This is a genomic window from Maribacter taeanensis (assembly GCF_047345145.1).
Lineage (GTDB): Bacteria > Bacteroidota > Bacteroidia > Flavobacteriales > Flavobacteriaceae > Maribacter_C.
Window position 1 is genome coordinate 211,367 of record NZ_JBLFER010000003.1, and the last position, 16,531, is coordinate 227,897.

At 37.5% G+C, this 16,531-nt stretch carries 16 protein-coding genes and 1 other RNA gene; 5 read left to right on the forward strand and 12 right to left on the reverse strand.

Annotated features, from left to right (window positions below):
- Nucleotides 1-42: 42 nt before the first annotated feature.
- The 3 genes from ACKWCD_RS12560 (at nt 43) to ACKWCD_RS12570 (ending at nt 4,116) form a co-directional block, all read left to right on the forward strand.
- A complete protein-coding gene (locus tag ACKWCD_RS12560; protein WP_413984308.1) occupies nt 43-1,935 on the forward strand; it encodes a hypothetical protein in 1,893 nt (630 codons plus the stop codon).
- 117 nt (nt 1,936-2,052) lie between these two features.
- A complete protein-coding gene (locus tag ACKWCD_RS12565; RefSeq protein WP_413984309.1) occupies nt 2,053-3,441 on the forward strand; it encodes a murein L,D-transpeptidase catalytic domain-containing protein in 1,389 nt (462 codons plus the stop codon).
- 9 nt (nt 3,442-3,450) lie between these two features.
- Nucleotides 3,451-4,116 carry a hypothetical protein gene (locus tag ACKWCD_RS12570; protein ID WP_413984310.1) on the forward strand — a complete coding sequence of 222 codons (666 nt, stop codon included), beginning with the start codon at nt 3,451-3,453 and terminating at the stop codon, nt 4,114-4,116.
- Nucleotides 4,117-4,449: 333 nt separating this feature from the next.
- On the opposite strand, the gene ACKWCD_RS12575 is transcribed toward ACKWCD_RS12570, so the two are convergent.
- Both ACKWCD_RS12575 and ssrA read right to left on the reverse strand, forming a co-directional pair.
- A complete protein-coding gene (locus tag ACKWCD_RS12575; RefSeq protein ID WP_413984311.1) occupies nt 4,450-5,997 on the reverse strand; it encodes a Kelch repeat-containing protein in 1,548 nt (515 codons plus the stop codon).
- 153 nt (nt 5,998-6,150) lie between these two features.
- Nucleotides 6,151-6,547, reverse strand: a transfer-messenger RNA (tmRNA) gene (gene ssrA, locus ACKWCD_RS12580).
- A 321-nt stretch (nt 6,548-6,868) separates the two neighbouring features.
- Here ssrA and ACKWCD_RS12585 point away from each other — a divergent pair.
- Nucleotides 6,869-8,074: an NAD(P)-dependent oxidoreductase gene (locus ACKWCD_RS12585; protein ID WP_413984312.1), complete on the forward strand. Its 1,206-nt coding sequence runs from the start codon at nt 6,869-6,871 to the stop codon at nt 8,072-8,074.
- Nucleotides 8,075-8,079: 5 nt separating this feature from the next.
- Here ACKWCD_RS12585 and ACKWCD_RS12590 read toward each other — a convergent pair whose 3' ends face one another.
- From ACKWCD_RS12590 to ACKWCD_RS12630, 9 genes are all read right to left on the reverse strand, one after another.
- A complete protein-coding gene (locus ACKWCD_RS12590; RefSeq protein WP_413984313.1) occupies nt 8,080-8,457 on the reverse strand; it encodes a ribosomal maturation YjgA family protein in 378 nt (125 codons plus the stop codon).
- 73 nt (nt 8,458-8,530) lie between these two features.
- Nucleotides 8,531-9,211, reverse strand: a complete 681-nt coding sequence (locus ACKWCD_RS12595; RefSeq protein ID WP_413984314.1) for a DUF1361 domain-containing protein — start codon at nt 9,209-9,211, stop codon at nt 8,531-8,533.
- A 4-nt stretch (nt 9,212-9,215) separates the two neighbouring features.
- A complete protein-coding gene (locus tag ACKWCD_RS12600; protein ID WP_413984315.1) occupies nt 9,216-9,512 on the reverse strand; it encodes a hypothetical protein in 297 nt (98 codons plus the stop codon).
- Nucleotides 9,509-10,921: a DUF4153 domain-containing protein gene (locus ACKWCD_RS12605; protein ID WP_413984316.1), complete on the reverse strand. Its 1,413-nt coding sequence runs from the start codon at nt 10,919-10,921 to the stop codon at nt 9,509-9,511. The genes ACKWCD_RS12600 and ACKWCD_RS12605 overlap by 4 nt, the downstream gene beginning before the upstream one ends.
- Before the next feature lie 127 nt (nt 10,922-11,048).
- Entirely contained in the window at nt 11,049-11,339 is a 291-nt protein-coding gene (locus ACKWCD_RS12610) for a hypothetical protein (RefSeq protein WP_413984317.1), read from the reverse strand.
- A gap of 11 nt (nt 11,340-11,350) precedes the next feature.
- On the reverse strand, nt 11,351-11,803 hold the full coding sequence (locus ACKWCD_RS12615; RefSeq protein ID WP_413984318.1) for a hypothetical protein: 453 nt from the start codon (nt 11,801-11,803) through the stop codon (nt 11,351-11,353).
- A gap of 80 nt (nt 11,804-11,883) precedes the next feature.
- A complete protein-coding gene (locus ACKWCD_RS12620; RefSeq protein WP_413984319.1) occupies nt 11,884-12,174 on the reverse strand; it encodes a winged helix-turn-helix domain-containing protein in 291 nt (96 codons plus the stop codon).
- A 69-nt stretch (nt 12,175-12,243) separates the two neighbouring features.
- Nucleotides 12,244-12,879 carry a hypothetical protein gene (locus ACKWCD_RS12625; RefSeq protein ID WP_413984320.1) on the reverse strand — a complete coding sequence of 212 codons (636 nt, stop codon included), beginning with the start codon at nt 12,877-12,879 and terminating at the stop codon, nt 12,244-12,246.
- 76 nt (nt 12,880-12,955) lie between these two features.
- Entirely contained in the window at nt 12,956-14,071 is a 1,116-nt protein-coding gene (locus ACKWCD_RS12630) for an Sb-PDE family phosphodiesterase (protein ID WP_413984321.1), read from the reverse strand.
- A gap of 72 nt (nt 14,072-14,143) precedes the next feature.
- On the opposite strand from ACKWCD_RS12630, the gene ACKWCD_RS12635 reads away from it, so the two are divergent.
- A complete protein-coding gene (locus ACKWCD_RS12635; RefSeq protein WP_413984322.1) occupies nt 14,144-14,506 on the forward strand; it encodes a DUF1801 domain-containing protein in 363 nt (120 codons plus the stop codon).
- 16 nt (nt 14,507-14,522) lie between these two features.
- Here ACKWCD_RS12635 and ACKWCD_RS12640 read toward each other — a convergent pair whose 3' ends face one another.
- On the reverse strand, nt 14,523-16,496 hold the full coding sequence (locus ACKWCD_RS12640) for a DUF3857 domain-containing protein (protein WP_413984323.1): 1,974 nt from the start codon (nt 16,494-16,496) through the stop codon (nt 14,523-14,525).
- Nucleotides 16,497-16,531: the final 35 nt, after the last annotated feature.

Genomic DNA, 16,531 nt, shown 5'->3' on the forward strand with positions numbered 1-16,531 from the left:
AAAGTAGTTTAAACAACATATTTAATCCATATAAAAAACATCATGGCAAAAAAAACAAGGACTTCAACAATGCGTAAAGGTAGATCGACGAGATCTTCAGGTGGCGCATCAAACACCAAAGGAAATTCAAGTAGAAGTGGCGGAAGAGCTACAACAAAAGGAGGTCAATCATATGACGATACTTATGATAATGACATGTATTCTTCAGGAAGCACAAAAGGTGGTGGCAGTAACTCAAATGATTATGACGGAAGCTATTCTTCAGGTGCAGGCAATTCTAGCCACACGAAATTCAGCGGAGGTAATGCCGGGAGCTACAATAGTGGATCATCGACAAAAGGTGGGTCCTCTTATAATGATGATTACAGTAGCGCAGATTCTTATGGCTCTGGGAATACAAAAGATAACCGTGGTCAGTACGATGGCTACAATGATAGCAATTCATCAACAAAGGAGGATTATACACATGGCGATAACTACGATGATGGCGGTTCGTCTTCTTATGGTTCTTCTAAAAATAATGGTAATTATTCTGATGAGGGATACAATAGTGGATCATCGACTAAAGGTGAGAATGCCTATAATGATTCTTACAGTAATGACGATTCCTACAATTCTGGCAACGGAAAGGATACCGGAGGTTATTCAACGAACGAGCCCATAAATGATCCGCCTCCTTATGATGACTATAGCGATGAGGTAGTGGCCAAACATCCAAGAAGTAATTCGGGATATCAGAGTAAAGGAGGAGGTGATGACCAACAAGATGCGGATATGGTCTTTACTGAAGATGAGGTTTACGGTAATAGTAGCGAAGATTCAGAAACGGACATGGTATTTACCGAAGATGAAGTTTATGGTAATGAAAGCGGTGAAACTCTTTCCTCAGGTAATGAATGGAACCGTAGGAGTTCTCCACGAGAGGGTCAAACACATATGGGTCATACCATTCGAATGATTAATAGAAACGGTTCTAGAAGACCAGCTATTGTTATTGATGACCGTGTCTATTTCATAACCCGATATGGAGAAAGAAGAGGAATTTTTTACGGTGGTAAAGCGGAATTGACGAGAAGAGTAATTGCATCCATAGCACAAAATCACAGAACAGAGAATCAAATCTTTTTTGAAAAAGCAGTGCTCAGTTATACCGTATTGGGTGAGGGTGGATTCTCCTCGATAAATACCTACGATAATAAAATATTCACATTAGGTACAGGGCTAGCGGGAGGTAGATTGAACAGATATCTAAATGAACTTCGTGGCACTCCTTTAGGTGATGCTCTTAGCGAGATTTCATATTTCAGGGGATTGAGATTTAATGGGTCCCAACAAATCCGATTGGATATTGAAACTCTGCACCAAATAGTTATGCTTTTCGAAAATTTTGATAACGTAGCGTTAGTAGGTCAAAAATCAGTTGAAGACTATCTTAAAAATAGTCTAAAAATAAATAACAGAAACAATAGACGGGGAATTAGAGAATGGATTGTGGAACAAAATGTAAGACCAGAAATAATCGGAACCGCCGCATACCTAAGCCATGGGAGACCCCGTTATACGCCTAATCCTTTAAATGATGTTTTTCGTGCGGTTCGAATGGGAAACGAAAATGTGTCTTCGCAAGTTGCTGCATTGCTAAAGTTACATTCCCAACGAATATGCCTCGATAGTAATCCTGATCGAGTTGGTGGCGGTCCTTCTGGTAGGCAAGCTTCCGCGGCTATTACTAGGCGCTTACCAAATAAAGTGCCACATTTTGTACGAGCTATGCGGGCATCTGCGGATGCCAATTTTCAATTCAATTATGGTGCCGCTAGAACGATTCTACCCTGTATCAAACAAAGACCATGGCTATCTTCATCTTCAAGACCTTCGGGCCTGTATTTAGAGCATGAAGGGCGATACTATGTATTAGGGCAAAGAATTGGCTAGTCGAATTTAGAATATAAAGTTGTTTGTCTCTTTTTTAGTGTTCAAAATTTATATCTGTAGACGAATCATACTATGACTAGACAGATCAATACAACATAAAATCACAAAATTATAGAAATGGAAAATTCAGTAATAGGAGCAGCAGTAAACGGAAAAAAAGGCTTTGAAGGCAAAGCTTACATGTTTCAAGGGCAAAAATATACAAGATATGATTGGGGGGAAGACAAACCCGATAAGGCATATCCGAAAGATCTCTCTTTATGGAAACTCCCAGGTAGTTTTGCGAACGGGGTCGATGCAGCAATTAACGGACTGTTCGGATTTGACGGCTTTGTATACCTATTCAAAGACAATGAATATGTCAAGTATAGTTGGGAAGATGATCAACCATTAGAGGGGTATCCAAAGCCGTTATCACTTTGGAAACTTCCTGCTAATTTTTCTGATGGAATAGATGCAGCATGCAATGGAAGAGGAGATTTGGAAGGATTTGGTTACCTGTTCAAAGATGATCAATATGTAAAGTATAACTGGCAAGAAGATAGGCCAGAACCAGGTTACCCGAGACCACTTTCAGCTTGGAAACTATCAAGTGATTTTAACCAAGGGGTTGATTCCGTCTTAAACGGTGTGGGCAGCTTTGCCAACTTTCTCTATTTTTTTAAAGGAGATGAATATATGCGATATGATTGGAGTAAGCATGAGGCAGAAGGCCCTTGGCCAATTGAGAAATACTGGCATATCTCCAAAAGTAAAGGAGAAGATGAAACTACAATCTTGTTTGATCAATTTGGTCTAGAAGGTGAAATAGACTTTGAAGCCTTTAGAATTGCCTATGCTGGCTACAGAAAAATCGATAATGGAGATTGTGTGTCAAATGCCACCAGAACAAATCGAAAAGGGAAAAAGGAGCAAATTACCTACGACAATGGTACGGGATATTTGATCATCATTGATTTTACAAAACCTTCAAACGAACGGAGAATGGTCGTATTAAATATGTTGAGCGGCACTAAACGTGATTATTTATATGTATCACATGGGGTAAATACAGAAAGTAGGGTGTCAGGAGATAGATTTCATGCGCGACATTTTTCGAATACATCTAATACGAATAAATCAAGCCTTGGTTTTTTCGTTACTGGTTGGGCTTATCCTAAAAATAAGACAAAGAAAGATGGTACTGTGGATAAACGTGTGTGGTTGAAACTTCACGGACTTGAGCCTGGTATTAATGATAAAGCACAACGTCGAGGTATAATGATGCATACGGCCGCTTATGTAAATGAACAAACAGGTCGGGTAGGTAAAAGCCATGGTTGCCCAGCGATATCACCTGATGAGAATGAGGTGGTTGATGGTAAACTTAAGAATGCATTATTTGAATTAATAAAAGACGGCAACTTACTTTTCTCATATACTGATAGAGATAATGCAACCGATGATTTGGGCAATAACTATTATGATCAATCAACGCTATTGAGTTGTTTAGAAACACCAAATTAAATTTATATCATGTCAGTAAAAAAAAAGAAAAGTAGATTTCGGAAAATCTTAAAAGGGATATTTGCTTTTGTTGGAGTCGGAGGAATATTGGCGATCATAAATTTTTACATCGAATACAACGATAAAAAGGATAGCAAATATCAGCGCCAATTAAAGGAATGGCAAGTACAGCTAAAGGAATGGGAAAAATGGTATCCAGAACCCATTAGTGCTGGAAATGTTACCCTATATACAAACGGTCTGGATTTGGATACAGGACAAAGACATTCGAATTTTAACAAGACCAATATAGACTTAATGTTTTCGGGTGGTGATGTAGGTTTTAATTCCTATCTGAGAGCACTGAACAAAATGAGTTGGCTTAATAAAGGACTTGTTGATCAAAGTAATATAACCTACCAAGAACTTAAAAATGCCAGGTATGCTAGGAAAAAACACGCAAAATCAAACTATTATGACCTTTTTCATGAACATCCATCTAACTCACCCCTTCCAGGTTATGTATATTTTTTAAAGACCTCAAAAGGTAATTTCGCAATTCTAAAAATAAGCAGTTATACGGTCAAGTCGATACCCGGTCCTGGGCATCATTTTTTTAGAAAGTTAAACCTACACTATACAACCTTCCCAAACAAACAATTTCCACCAAGGCCAATAAAACCCAAAAAATCATGAAGTTATGACTTTTGTCTGCTAAATTTAAATCTTTTTAGTTCATGACCAAACTAAAAAGGCCACTCACAGGAATAGCCTTTTCAACTTGAGCCGGAGGGATTCGAAATCCCCTCCAAACAAGCAACGTTAATGCCTTCTACATATTTATTTTCTGATTGATTTTCGACACAGGCCTGACCGGAAAAAGCCTAACCAACGCTTATCATTATTACTATGGTATGCTCCTTGTATGGACATTTAAACTAGCTATTGGCAAAGTTGCACCATAATAGAAAACACCCGCTTTTCAAGTGGGTATTGTCTATTATGGAAACTTTTTTAAGCTACTGTTTACTATAGATCTGCCACAAGTACTTCCCATGTTTGCAATTGTCCTTCAGGCGTAGTTTCTTCCTGCCCGTATATAATATATATTTTATTTCCTAAAGTCGTCATGGAATGAATTGTTTCGAATGAAGGACTCATTAAGTTAGATTCAAGTTCTGTATATGTTCCTTTAGTAGTATCGTATACTGCAAGATAAGGGTCTTCATCTGTAGTATCATTATTAATATCCCTAGTTCGAATTATTCCAGCCACGTAAATAAGATTTCCTGACCTTGATGCAAAAGTTACATTTACTCCAGTAGGCATAGTTTCAATTATAAGCTCTCCAGTATTCAAATCATAAATATAAATATCATTCTGTGCAGGAGGTGTAAAAACCCTTTTATTACCTCCAAAAATATAAAGCTTATCGTCCACGATTTCAGCACGGGCTGCTGACCTTCTTTCTGGCATTATTGCGAATTCGGTCATTGTCTCGGTAGCAAGGTCAAATTTATAAATACGATCAGATAAAGATTCGTCATGTAAAACGCCTCCGATGATGTAAATCGAGTTATTGTAAACCGCAGCTCCATTACGTGAAACATAAAATGTTTCAAGACCTAATATCTCTTGGTATGTTTGGGTGCTGGTTGGGTCGGCTACAATATCTAAATCATAGGAATTGATTTTATGACTACCAGCAATCATCAATTTATTATTATTAATAATTAATGATTTTGAAATAAAACCAGATTCAAAAAATAGTTTTTCATCTAAAATGGAAGTGGTAAGGTTATATTTCAATATTCTTTCTGGTTTAAAACCATTATTCATTAAAGCATCTTCTCGCGTACTGATGTAAATGCTATTGTTTGCTAAAGAACCAACCATATCTGGGGCATATCTTGCGATAGAATTGGAATCAAAAGTGAATTCTGAGGTAAAGTTCAATGGTATTGACGGAATAGATTGATAATCAGATTGTAATTTTTCTGTCAAATCAATGTTTACCGTTGCGCCATTGAGCTCTAGAATTCCAGATATTGAATTATCAGCAGCGATTTCAAATTTGATTGTATTGTCTGCATTCATAAGCATTGCACTGCTATCTGCTCCGAAATCAATATTATATTCTTCTGAAGGAACATAAAGTTCGTTCGAAGCAGATTCTTGACTATCTGCAGAAAGGTTAATTGCACTATTTCGTTTCCACTCAAGAGATCCTTCAAAATCGGTAAAACTTTTTCCTGCAGCTAAGGGAGATTTACGGAATATAAATTCATCATCCTTGACGTTGAAGTTTGTTGAGATATCGAAAGTTCCGTTTGTATTTACTAGTTCAGCAGATGATATTTTCCAGATTTTTTCAGTATCGCTAGTCAACAAAGTAATAGCAGATATACGATTGTTAGCTAGTGTCACAGCTGGATCTTCCATTGGCTCTTCAGCAGGTTCTTCTTCCTCCATAGTTGTAGAGTCTACGATTGGTGCATCAAGACCATCGTCGTTATTGCAACTATAAAAAGAAATTGACAGTACTACAAAAAGAATAAAGAGTTTAGATTTTCTCATGTTGGTCGGATTTTACGATTATTTGTTAGAAGACTAGAACGATATTGAGGTTATTAAAGTATGCTAGCTTGCAAATAACTGGTGATTGCGACATTTTATGTAGCACAAAGAAACAAGAAAAGCCACACCGAGAGGTGTGGCTTTTAATTAGAATCGTGGAGCCGGAGGGATTCGAACCCTCGTCCAAACAAGCAACGTTAATGCCTTCTACATGTTTAGTTTCTGATTGATTTTCGACGCAGGCCTGACCAGAAACAGCCTAACCAACGCTTATCTTCTTTAGTTTTGGTGCTACCATCGAAGTGCTGGTAGCCTTATATCGACATTTATGGTGCTCCTGATTGAATCGCCGTCGACAGAGGCTATTCAGGAACATCTCGCTTCTCTACCTAGTAGAGACGAGGCTAATCTTACTATAATTCAGATTAAGCGGCAAGAGCGTAGTTATTATCGCCAATTAAAAGTGTGAAATATGAGATTTACGAGCTGTATATCAGCGCTCGACATGCTTACATTGCCATTGGTCTCGCTGTCAAAACCAGTCGGCCCCATTGTCATTCCCGCGTAGGCGGGAATCTATTTTTTAAATAGAATGACAATATTTTTCAAAGAACATATCCCTGAATTCATTTCAGGGTCTATTGACATTTTGCAATAGTTTTCTATTTGGGCGTTCCCCTCGCTAAAACGCTCGGGTCGGGCTTTCGGCAGTACACGGTACTTGCCTCTATCCCTAACGCACCTCCCGTCAAATAACAGACAGGCCGCCAAAGATACCCCAAAAAGTATTCCAAAAAAAGTTTTGATAGGGCACTGTCATCCGTTAAATTTGGAACTATTACCGCACCAAAAGTTACAAACCCAGGAATATATGAAGTTCGGAATCATCAGAGAGCGCAAAAATCCACCTGACCGCCGGGTAGTGTTATCTCCAGAAGCCTGTCAAAAAGTCTTAGAAAATCATCCAAAAGCAGAGATTGTTGTTGAACCTTCTCCAATTCGGGTATTTAAGGATAAGGAATACAAAGCTGTGGGACTCGAAGTAGCCTCCAAGATGGAGGAATGTGACGTACTTCTCGGTGTAAAAGAAGTGCCTATAGATGCCCTTATTCCCAATAAAAAATACTTTTTCTTTTCCCATACCATAAAGAAGCAGCCCTATAATCGAAAGTTGCTCAAAGCTATTCTCGCGAAGAATATCGAAATGTATGACCATGAAGTAATCACTAACCAAAAAGAACAACGTGTCGTAGCTTTTGGAAGATACGCTGGTATCGTTGGTGCATATAATGGCTTCCGAGCCTACGGACTCAAATACGGAACATACAAGCTTCCGAAAGCAGAAACTTTAGCAGACCAAGTTGAATTGATTTCGGAGTTGAAAAAAATCAAACTCCCGAATATTAAAATCATGCTCACCGGAAGAGGTAGAGTAGGTAACGGCGCTCGTGAAATGCTTGACGGTATGGGTATGCGAAAAGTAAATGTGGCAGAATATCTCGAAGAAGAATTCAAAGAGCCTGTTTATTGTCAAATTGATGCATCAGAATACAACAAACGCAAAGACGGCGTGCGAGGAAACAAAGCTGATTTCTTTGCAAATCCCGAAGAGTACAAGACCAATTTTACCCGCTTCACACGTGTGACTGATTTCTATATCGCTGGACATTTCTATGGAGACGGCGCTCCGTATTTATACACTCGGGAAGATGCGAAACATCCTAATTTTAAAATCAAAGTAGTGGCGGACGTAAGCTGCGATATAGATGGGCCAGTGGCAACGACTATTCGACCCTCCACCATAGCAAAACCAATCTACGGTTACGACCCCAAAACAGAAAAGGAAACCAACTTTAAAAACAAATCTGCCATCGCCGTAATGGCAGTTGATAATTTACCTTGCGAATTACCCAACGATGCAAGTGTAGGATTCGGAGCGGCTTTTATGAAGCATGTGATTCCCGCTTTTTTTAATAAAGATGAAGACGGAGTTCTTAAACGTGCGCGTATGACCAGAAATGGAAAGCTAACAAAACGCTATTCCTATTTGCAGAATTATGTGGATGGAAAGGAATAGGTTTGTTATGAGTTATGAGTTGAGCGATTTTCTAATAAAATAACTACTAAAACTCCAATTGTATAAGCCACCAAATCCTGAATACTAAAACTATTCCCGAAAACTAGATTTGCCCATACATTGCCTTTGAGTCCTAACATTTCTAGAAAATTGGTTAACTGCAAAAACTCAATCGTATATGCGATGACTAGGGTTATTAAACCAACTAGTACCGAATTTGCATTGATAAAACTTTTAAAGAGACAGTAGAGTAGTATCACCACCAAAAAGTCTCCGAAAGTATGCCGAATGAATCCGGACTTTAAATAATAGGCTATTGCTACTTCTGTTAAGAAGAGTAGGATGAAGAATAGGAAATAGTTTTTGTTGAATTTTAGTTTCATGATGTTTTTTTAGAGACAAGAGACAAGAGACAAGAGACAAGGGACAAGAGACATGATTTTCTCTTCTCTCTTTCTATCCTCTTTTTTCTGCCACCGGTGCCTCCTTCAAACTCAAAACCGACTGCAACACTGAAAACAAAATCCAGAGAAAGCCTCCGAAGGCGAAAGTGATAAGCCATACTTTGGGTTCTTTCAGACTATGTGCAATTTGGTAGAATAGGGTGGCTGGTTTGGTGGTGATATCCCATGAATTGAAACGTAGAAAACGTCCTAAGTAGATGCCGTAGCCACTTAAAAGGCATACTTTGAATAAGGTGTATTTAGCAACTCGATTTCCGTAACGCTGACGGATTAAGGAGAACATATCCAACATAGATAGTAAGCCTAAAAGCAATCCATTGAAGGCAAAAACGAATACCAAAAAGAGGTCTAACCAAACCAAACTAGAGCGGTCGCTGTGCAGGTGTACCAAGTCGGTAATGATATACGGACTGTTCGGAAGGAAAAGTAACCACGCAGCAAATCCTAAGAAACCAACAATTTTTAGAGAACGCAATTTTGAACTCATTTTAAATAGCTGCGTTATGGCAAAAGGAATTCCCGCTAGGAAAAGATTCCATACCAAAAAGAGATAAAAGGGACTATCGGTCAATTGAATTCTAAATAATAATAGTAATAGTGCAAACCCAATAGATAGACATAGATTAAAATAGAGTATGCCGTATTCGGATATTTTTATATTGTTGAATTTCATTGTTTTAAGGACTTAAAAAATTAATATATAACAAGGCTATGGGAAAGTTCATGAGTACAATTATCATGGTCATTACATGTTCATGAATGTCTTTCAAATGGGCTATGGTATTTATAAATAGCACAAAGAGAACTATTAAAGTAATCGGAATGTAGAGGACCAGAAATGCAATGCCTACAGAAAGTATGATGTCATTTTCGGCCATCAAAGCCGTAAGCATTAGCAAGGTTCCTAAGAAGAAACATGTTGTTGCGATACGAACGGCTACGCGATTCCATCTATGTTTAAAGAGCGCTATCATTTGGTGTCGTTTTTTGCGATTTGATATAGGGTATATTCTTGCCATGTTTTTTCAGATTGTGCTTCTATAAAGTCTGTATACTTATCTTCAATCCTTTCTTTGGTATAGGTTTCAAGCTTAGGGGCATTGGCTTTTAAATAACTGTGCAATTGTTCGCTGTTGTTATCGCCTAGACTGACCAAATAATTGATGTCAGGGTTTTCAAGTTTATGCAAATTATACCAAGTGATAGTTTTATCCCAAGGAATGGCGGCACTCACAATTAAGAAGGCAAAAACGGTTGCAATATTGGTGCGGACCAAATAGACGAAATTCTTTACTTGAGCAACCTTGATATAGGCCGTAACCAATCCCGTTAAGGTTAGTAAGAGATAGACAAAAACACCGATACGTTTGTAGGTGAGTCCTAAGGTTTCTACATAGGTGTAGTTCTTGTAAGCCGTAAAAGCGACTAGAATTACGTTTAGGCCAATCCATAAATAGGTTAGTGATTTGATGCGTTTGTTATCCTGGAAGAAGTTGAGGTTTCCACGGAAGAAATACAAAATAAGCGCAATTGCGCAGACGATAGAAAACATCAAAGCATAGACTCCCTGATGAACGGATTGAGATAATCCGGAATTCGTGATTTCAGTTTTTTGAAAGAGATAGATAACATCCGTAGTTAGAAAAAAGAGTAAGAGGGCGTTCAATGTTATAAAGACGATGCTACCTAGCGTGTGTTCACCTTCGAGTTTTTTCTTTTCACCGATAAGAACGATTTCGGTTGGCTTTTTTAGTTCGTTAGTCTGTGCCAAATCGAATTCTACCAATTCTTTTGCATCGAAAGGACGCAATAGGTGCAAGAAGATGACATATCCCAATAGGGTGAAAAACAACCACGGGAAGCTTATGAAGTCTAGATTAATTTGCTCGATAAGATTCCCGAAAACTGGATTTGCATTTCGATACAACATTCCGAAAATGAATAGCAGCGCAGTTGCAGCGAGTCCACCTTTCAAGCGATTGACTAGTTTGGGAGAGCTATTTTTTGGTTCCTTTTTTTCAACGCCTTGTTCACTTTCCTGTTTTTTGACGAAGTTCGCTATCGATGCGATGAGCATATTGCTCATGCCTAAAAACCAAGTAAGATAAACCGAGCTTTTTCGGGAAATTGATTTTCCCACAAATACCATAAAGGTCATAAAGTGAACGAAAATGGTAAAGCCTGAGGGATTGAGAAAAACAAATACTGCCGTTCCCATATAGGCGAGAGAATAGCCCCAAGAAATCGTGCGTTCGTTTTTTAGTGTAGATACCAGGATCACCACTAAAATAGAAATCAGAAAGAGGTTTAAGCCGAAGCTTTTGCTATAAAACAGCAAACTAAAAGCTAGTGCTGACAAAATTGATTTGATATGAATGTTCATAATTGTGCTATTTAGAATGAGATAATATTTTTAATACGGACAACAATAAGTACCAGAACAAAGCCGATGAGGAGACTTAAGTTTCGGTAGATATGACGCAGTTTTGAATCTTTGTTTTTAAATAGTTTCATAATACTTCGAGATAAGCTCCCGATAAGGGAATGTTAATGAGCAACGAGACCAGAGCCTTCAAATGTTCTGGATAATCTTTTATTTTTCGTATTGTGTTCACTACTAAAGGAAGTAGCATAATGCTGTTAAGAACGCCAATTACTATGGCGAGGAAATAGCCAATTCCGACAAAGCCTGTGTTGGAGTTGTTTTTAAAAAGGAATAAGCATATTGCTCCGACAATCATGCTGGGAAGTGCTATCTGAACAGCGATGTAATTAATGGAATGTTTAAATCTGTTTTTCATTGTAGTAGGGTTTATTGAATTAAAAAAGTGTCTTTAATGCGTTCAAGCGGTTGGTTTAAAAGCTTTTTAAAGTCCAGTTGATGAAAAGGCAAGGAAGCTTTTCCACGTCTATATTTTGAAAGGAACATTTTGAAATAGTCAGGAAAGAGTAGACCACCTAAAAAGATGACTGAAAAGAGATAGGCACTTCGCTTCCCATTCCCAAGTAAATAAAATTGCATGCTTACTTCTTCTGGGACTGTAGTTCCTGTTCCGGTCAATACATGAAATACATCATGACTTTCAAGTTTCTCTTGCAGGTCAAAATTGTTGCTTAGCAAAAAGTAACCCATCTGATAGCCTAAAGTGCCTTTGGAGTATTGTAAGAGGTCTTCGATACCCAAATCCCAAGCTTCATTCTTTTTGAAGGATTGGTAGGGAATCAAACTCCACTCGTATAGTTTTTCTAAGATGATTGCTCTCATTTTTTTTGCTTTACGCTTTACGCTTTATTATTCTTAAAGTACTTTGAATTTCAAAGTAAATTGATAAAAAAATATAGTTTTTACTTTCCGATTAACTTTTCAAGTGCGTCAATATGCTTTTTGAATTGTAACTTACCCAGTTTGGTTGCCGAGTATCTGGTATTTGGTTTTCGACCTATAAATTGCTTTTCTACCAAAATGTATTCTTCTTTTTCTAAAGCTTTGGTGTGGCTCGCTAGATTCCCGTCTGTAGCGCCCAACAACTCTTTCAGCATTTTAAAATCCGCATAGTCATTCACCATTAGAATAGACATGATACCCAACCGAATACGGTGGTCGAATGCTTTGTTTATGTTGTTGATTATACTCATTTTTTAACTCCTAACACGTTCTCGACTCCTCTCGAACTGACAGTTTTTACTTTTCCAATTGCTAACCACTTACTTCCTATCATATTTAAAATGCATCAAAGCTCCGTACACAATATGGCAAACTCCGAAACCGAGGGCCCAAAAATACAATCCATATCCTATAAATTGAGTGGAAATTAAGCCGATGATAATAAAAGCCAATCCCATATAACGAATGTCTCGCATAGTGTATTTACTTGCGTTGATACAAGCTAGTCCGTAAAAAACTAGAGTTGCAGGAGCAACAAGACCGGCAACACCATATTGAATAAGAGCCAAGCAAAAAGCACCTCCTGTTAGTAGTGGAAGCAGGAAGTTTAATACCAAGCGTCTGCTGGATATATCCCACATTTTTTCACCACTCTTCTTAGCTTTTTTAACGGTTAGAATTATACCGGTAACTACGGCCAGCACAATGACGGAAATAGCGATTACAGCCAAATCCTTTATGATATCATTTCCCCAAAGTGCAGAACTTCGTCCAGATAGTCCTTCGTAATTGGCACTGGAAACTTCTTTTAACCGCATATAAGCAAAGCCCGCGCCTACTATTGCATAACAACCAGCTAGAATACCAGATATTCCGCTTAAAGAGATAAACCGTGACGAGCGGCTCATCATATTTTTAATTTCTGATATGTCGTCTAAGTATTTATTTGAGTCCATTTTAAAGTACTTTGAAATTCAAAGTTAAATTAAATATTTCAGATTATACCAAGGTTGGGGTAAAAAAGTATTGATTTTACTTTTCAACGGAAATTTTCCACGAAACAACGGGAGATTCTTTAGGTGCCGTAAAAGCACCAATAGCCTTTAACTTCAAATCGATGCTATCTTTTTCCTCCAAAGTCTTGATGCGAAGGATGTAGGAACCCAAAGCCGGAATCTCAAAAACTGGTGAGCTACTGTAAAAACCATAGTTCATTGCGTTTTCAAATAAAAGCGGACTGCTAGAAACATTCTTTAATTGTACTTCAAGTACCTGTGTTTTTGAAATATATTTCGCAGCAGTCACCTCAATGCTGGACTGAATTAAGGGAGTAAGAAACTCTGATTTCCCTACTAAAAGCGAATTGTAAACCGCAACAGTTCTGCCAGCAAATAGGGCCTCTTGGATGCTTTTCAAAGTCTTTTCCTTTGCAAAAACCAAGGTTATGGGTCTATCATTTCCTTTTTCGGTATAATCCCAGTCGATGAGTCCGTGAATATCGCTTGTACCCATAATAGTCAGATTTTGGTCGAGGGCAAGTGCCAATGATTCTTCATTATAGTCTACGGAATTGATTACTTCAATTCCGTGCAATTCTCCTTTGTTGATACGCTCTTTTTGAAAATCACTGAGTATTGGATTTCCATTGGGGTTTTGCGCATGCCATGCGGGGTGATTCCAAAAGACAAAAGCGTTTTGTTTTTTAGCCTCCGAAAATGCTTTTTCACCTTTATCCTGTAGCAAAGGATTCGCATCTTTAATGAAGACAGCATTGCTATGTCCCATAGGAGCCGAACGTGTAATTTCGGAACCATGAACTATAAGTAAGTCATGTTCTTTGGCCTCGGCTAAAGCCAAATCGTAAGATCGGTTGCGATCTGGATGAGGAATATCAACTCTATGCGGTTGGTATTCCAAATGTTCCGTTAGGGATATAGCGTCCAAGTTTTCCCGTAAGGCTTCTTGAACCCGAATCGTTGGCCAGACATTTCCATCTGAAAAAACGGTATGGATGTGCAAATCGGTTTTTAGGCTTACATAACCGCTGATATTGGGGTAGGTGAGGGCATGTTCGCTTTGGTGTGAATGTTGGGCAGCTAATTGGGAAACCATGAGTGTTAAGCATAAAAGAATGGCTATTTTTTTCATTTTTGGTTGGATTTAATCCCCTTAAAGTAAGAAAAATGGATTTGATTTCGATTAAGAAATGGTAATTTTAAAATGATGAATCCAGCAGAAAACTACATCCTTAATCAGCCAGAACCTTTTAGAAGTATCCTGTTACATTTACAGGTTACTATTGAGAATACAATTACTGGTGTTGACCTGAAGTACAAATACCGGATTCCATTTTATTATATTGATGGAAAACCTTTCTGCTATATGAATCAGAGCAAAGATTATGTTGATCTTGGATTTTGGAATGCAGCATACTTGACCAAACATGTTGAGCTTATGGTAACTGAAAAGCGGAAAGTGATGAAATCACTTCGTTATAAAACGCTAGAAGAAATTAACGATACTGTTTTGGTCGAAGTTTTACAAGACGCTTATTCGGTTCGAAAAGAGAAGTTTTATAAATGACGGTTTAGTTTAAAAGTTACTCTTTTTTTAAAACGATCAATGTGTTATTTTGAATATCAGTGACATGTTCGAAAAGTTCTTTTAACGCCGGATAATCTTTAGATTGAATATGGTAATGATTTATTTTTAAATCAAATATCAATGCTAAGTTTGTTGCATTCTCAACGAGATCAAACTTGAGAAAAGCTTGTTTTCCCGCCATTTGAACGATTTGCTTTTCTGGGAGTTCATGAACGGCATAACCGTTGGGAATTTCAATATTAATTTGATATTTGTAAGTGCTTGGATATCCGAAATCTACCGGGTAATTACGCTTTTCAAGCAAAAAGGGGTTTTGTTTAAAAAAACGTATCAAAAAAGGGTTGATATAAACCATGTCACTCTGTAGCTTTTGGTCAATTTCAAATTCAAATCGCTCCACTACTTTTTTTTCGTCTGTTGTATCATCAGTGCGATCATGAGAAGTGAATAGTATGTCACCTTCAATTCCATTTTCCATAGCGTCTAAATAGTCATCTTCTGACAAATCTGCTAATTTTTTTCGTTGACCAATTGCCTTGTAACCCAGATGCGTTATATCAAGTATTCCACTATTTTTTTCATTTTCTATATCAAGTTTGAGTTTTGCCCGAATAATAACTTTATTGTTTTTATTAGGTATAATATCGAACCACGAACTTTCATTTTTATAGTCCATGACCCGACCATAATGATTTAATGCACGAAATGGTAGAACTCCAAAAGGTATATACTTATCAGTGGCATCTAATAAGTAACTCTTACCATCAATCTCAGCCTTAGCAATGATGTAGTTGAAATCACTCATTACGGGATGCGTTCTTTTAGGAAGCCCTGAATTGCGGGTGGAAAGTAACATCAAATTCGTTTTGATGTCTGCCGCTTTGAGCAGATTTATAAGTGACATGTTTATTTCAGAAACACTGCCTGAACCACGGTCGAAGGCATCTTTCACACGAGCCTTTTTATAAACGCCATATTTTTTGTTCCAACTGAAGTGTTTTCTAACATAATCGTAAATATTTTTGGCCCTTGCAAGGGGGTCTCCTTGGGTCAATAAATCACCAGGCACTTGATTTTCAAAAAAACCTTTTTTGGTTAATTGCCTGCCGATGTCTTTATCTCCTCTAAATTTTTTATCAGCAGTTTTCCAGGTTTCAGTGTATTTATGAGGGATACCATTAAAATCATTGAATTCTGCCAATTCAAATTCTATGGCTGCCCTATAATTAGAAGGCGCTAGCATATAGTTTTCCTCATCTTTAAATGCCGGAATATCTTTCATTATATATTTTAGTACCTCACATGATGCGGTCTTACCAAATCCTAAAACATAGAAGCAATTTTCTTCGATATTTGCTGTGTTAACATCTAACTTTTCGTAACCCATTAGGGTACGATTATATTTCCAATTACCAGGAATTTTAGCATTAAATTCACTGTATATTACTGGTATATTAGTTTGAAATTTCCACCCATTAAAATTATAGTAAAATGGAGTGTGTACCTTGTAGGAGTACTCAATAATACTACCCGGTTGCAGATTGGGAAAAGTAAAGCTCTTTTCCTTCCAATTTTCAGAAATATCCTCAGTAAAAATTTCAGAAGGTTGAACATGAAATTCTGATATACCATTATATGTTACTGCTTTTATTTCTATTAATTTTTCAGATGCATTTTCTGTATGATATAAAGGAATTTTAACGGTACCTAGATCATAGGCTTTTTTGTTAAGAATTTTGATTTTACCATGATATTCGATTACTAGTCTAATTTTGCGCTTTACAACGGTAAAATAATTATCCCCTCTTTCATAAAGAACTACGGCATTGGCTGTTGTATCCTTATCGTAGGCAGTCATTGTTCTTTCTTGATAGGTCAGTTTGCCAAAATCTTCCTTGGGTATCTGAGCTTCAAGGGTGTATTGAAAAAAAAGTATAGCAAGAATTATATAAGCATATTTAATCGCCATGATGTTTGGTTTGTAAGTAATATGAGTAGAAAAGT

Bases quoted from the DNA above. Each gene is read 5' to 3' on its own strand.
- ACKWCD_RS12560 (WP_413984308.1), top strand. From the start codon at position 43: ATGGCAAAAAAAACAAGGACTTCAACAATGCGTAAAGGTAGATCGACG.
- ACKWCD_RS12565 (WP_413984309.1), top strand. From the start codon at position 2,053: ATGGAAAATTCAGTAATAGGAGCAGCAGTAAACGGAAAAAAAGGCTTT.
- ACKWCD_RS12570 (WP_413984310.1), top strand. From the start codon at position 3,451: ATGTCAGTAAAAAAAAAGAAAAGTAGATTTCGGAAAATCTTAAAAGGG.
- ACKWCD_RS12575 (WP_413984311.1), bottom strand. From the start codon at position 5,997: ATGAGAAAATCTAAACTCTTTATTCTTTTTGTAGTACTGTCAATTTCT.
- ACKWCD_RS12585 (WP_413984312.1), top strand. From the start codon at position 6,869: ATGAAGTTCGGAATCATCAGAGAGCGCAAAAATCCACCTGACCGCCGG.
- ACKWCD_RS12590 (WP_413984313.1), bottom strand. From the start codon at position 8,457: ATGAAACTAAAATTCAACAAAAACTATTTCCTATTCTTCATCCTACTC.
- ACKWCD_RS12595 (WP_413984314.1), bottom strand. From the start codon at position 9,211: ATGAAATTCAACAATATAAAAATATCCGAATACGGCATACTCTATTTT.
- ACKWCD_RS12600 (WP_413984315.1), bottom strand. From the start codon at position 9,512: ATGATAGCGCTCTTTAAACATAGATGGAATCGCGTAGCCGTTCGTATC.
- ACKWCD_RS12605 (WP_413984316.1), bottom strand. From the start codon at position 10,921: ATGAACATTCATATCAAATCAATTTTGTCAGCACTAGCTTTTAGTTTG.
- ACKWCD_RS12610 (WP_413984317.1), bottom strand. From the start codon at position 11,339: ATGAAAAACAGATTTAAACATTCCATTAATTACATCGCTGTTCAGATA.
- ACKWCD_RS12615 (WP_413984318.1), bottom strand. From the start codon at position 11,803: ATGAGAGCAATCATCTTAGAAAAACTATACGAGTGGAGTTTGATTCCC.
- ACKWCD_RS12620 (WP_413984319.1), bottom strand. From the start codon at position 12,174: ATGAGTATAATCAACAACATAAACAAAGCATTCGACCACCGTATTCGG.
- ACKWCD_RS12625 (WP_413984320.1), bottom strand. From the start codon at position 12,879: ATGGACTCAAATAAATACTTAGACGACATATCAGAAATTAAAAATATG.
- ACKWCD_RS12630 (WP_413984321.1), bottom strand. From the start codon at position 14,071: ATGAAAAAAATAGCCATTCTTTTATGCTTAACACTCATGGTTTCCCAA.
- ACKWCD_RS12635 (WP_413984322.1), top strand. From the start codon at position 14,144: ATGATGAATCCAGCAGAAAACTACATCCTTAATCAGCCAGAACCTTTT.
- ACKWCD_RS12640 (WP_413984323.1), bottom strand. From the start codon at position 16,496: ATGGCGATTAAATATGCTTATATAATTCTTGCTATACTTTTTTTTCAA.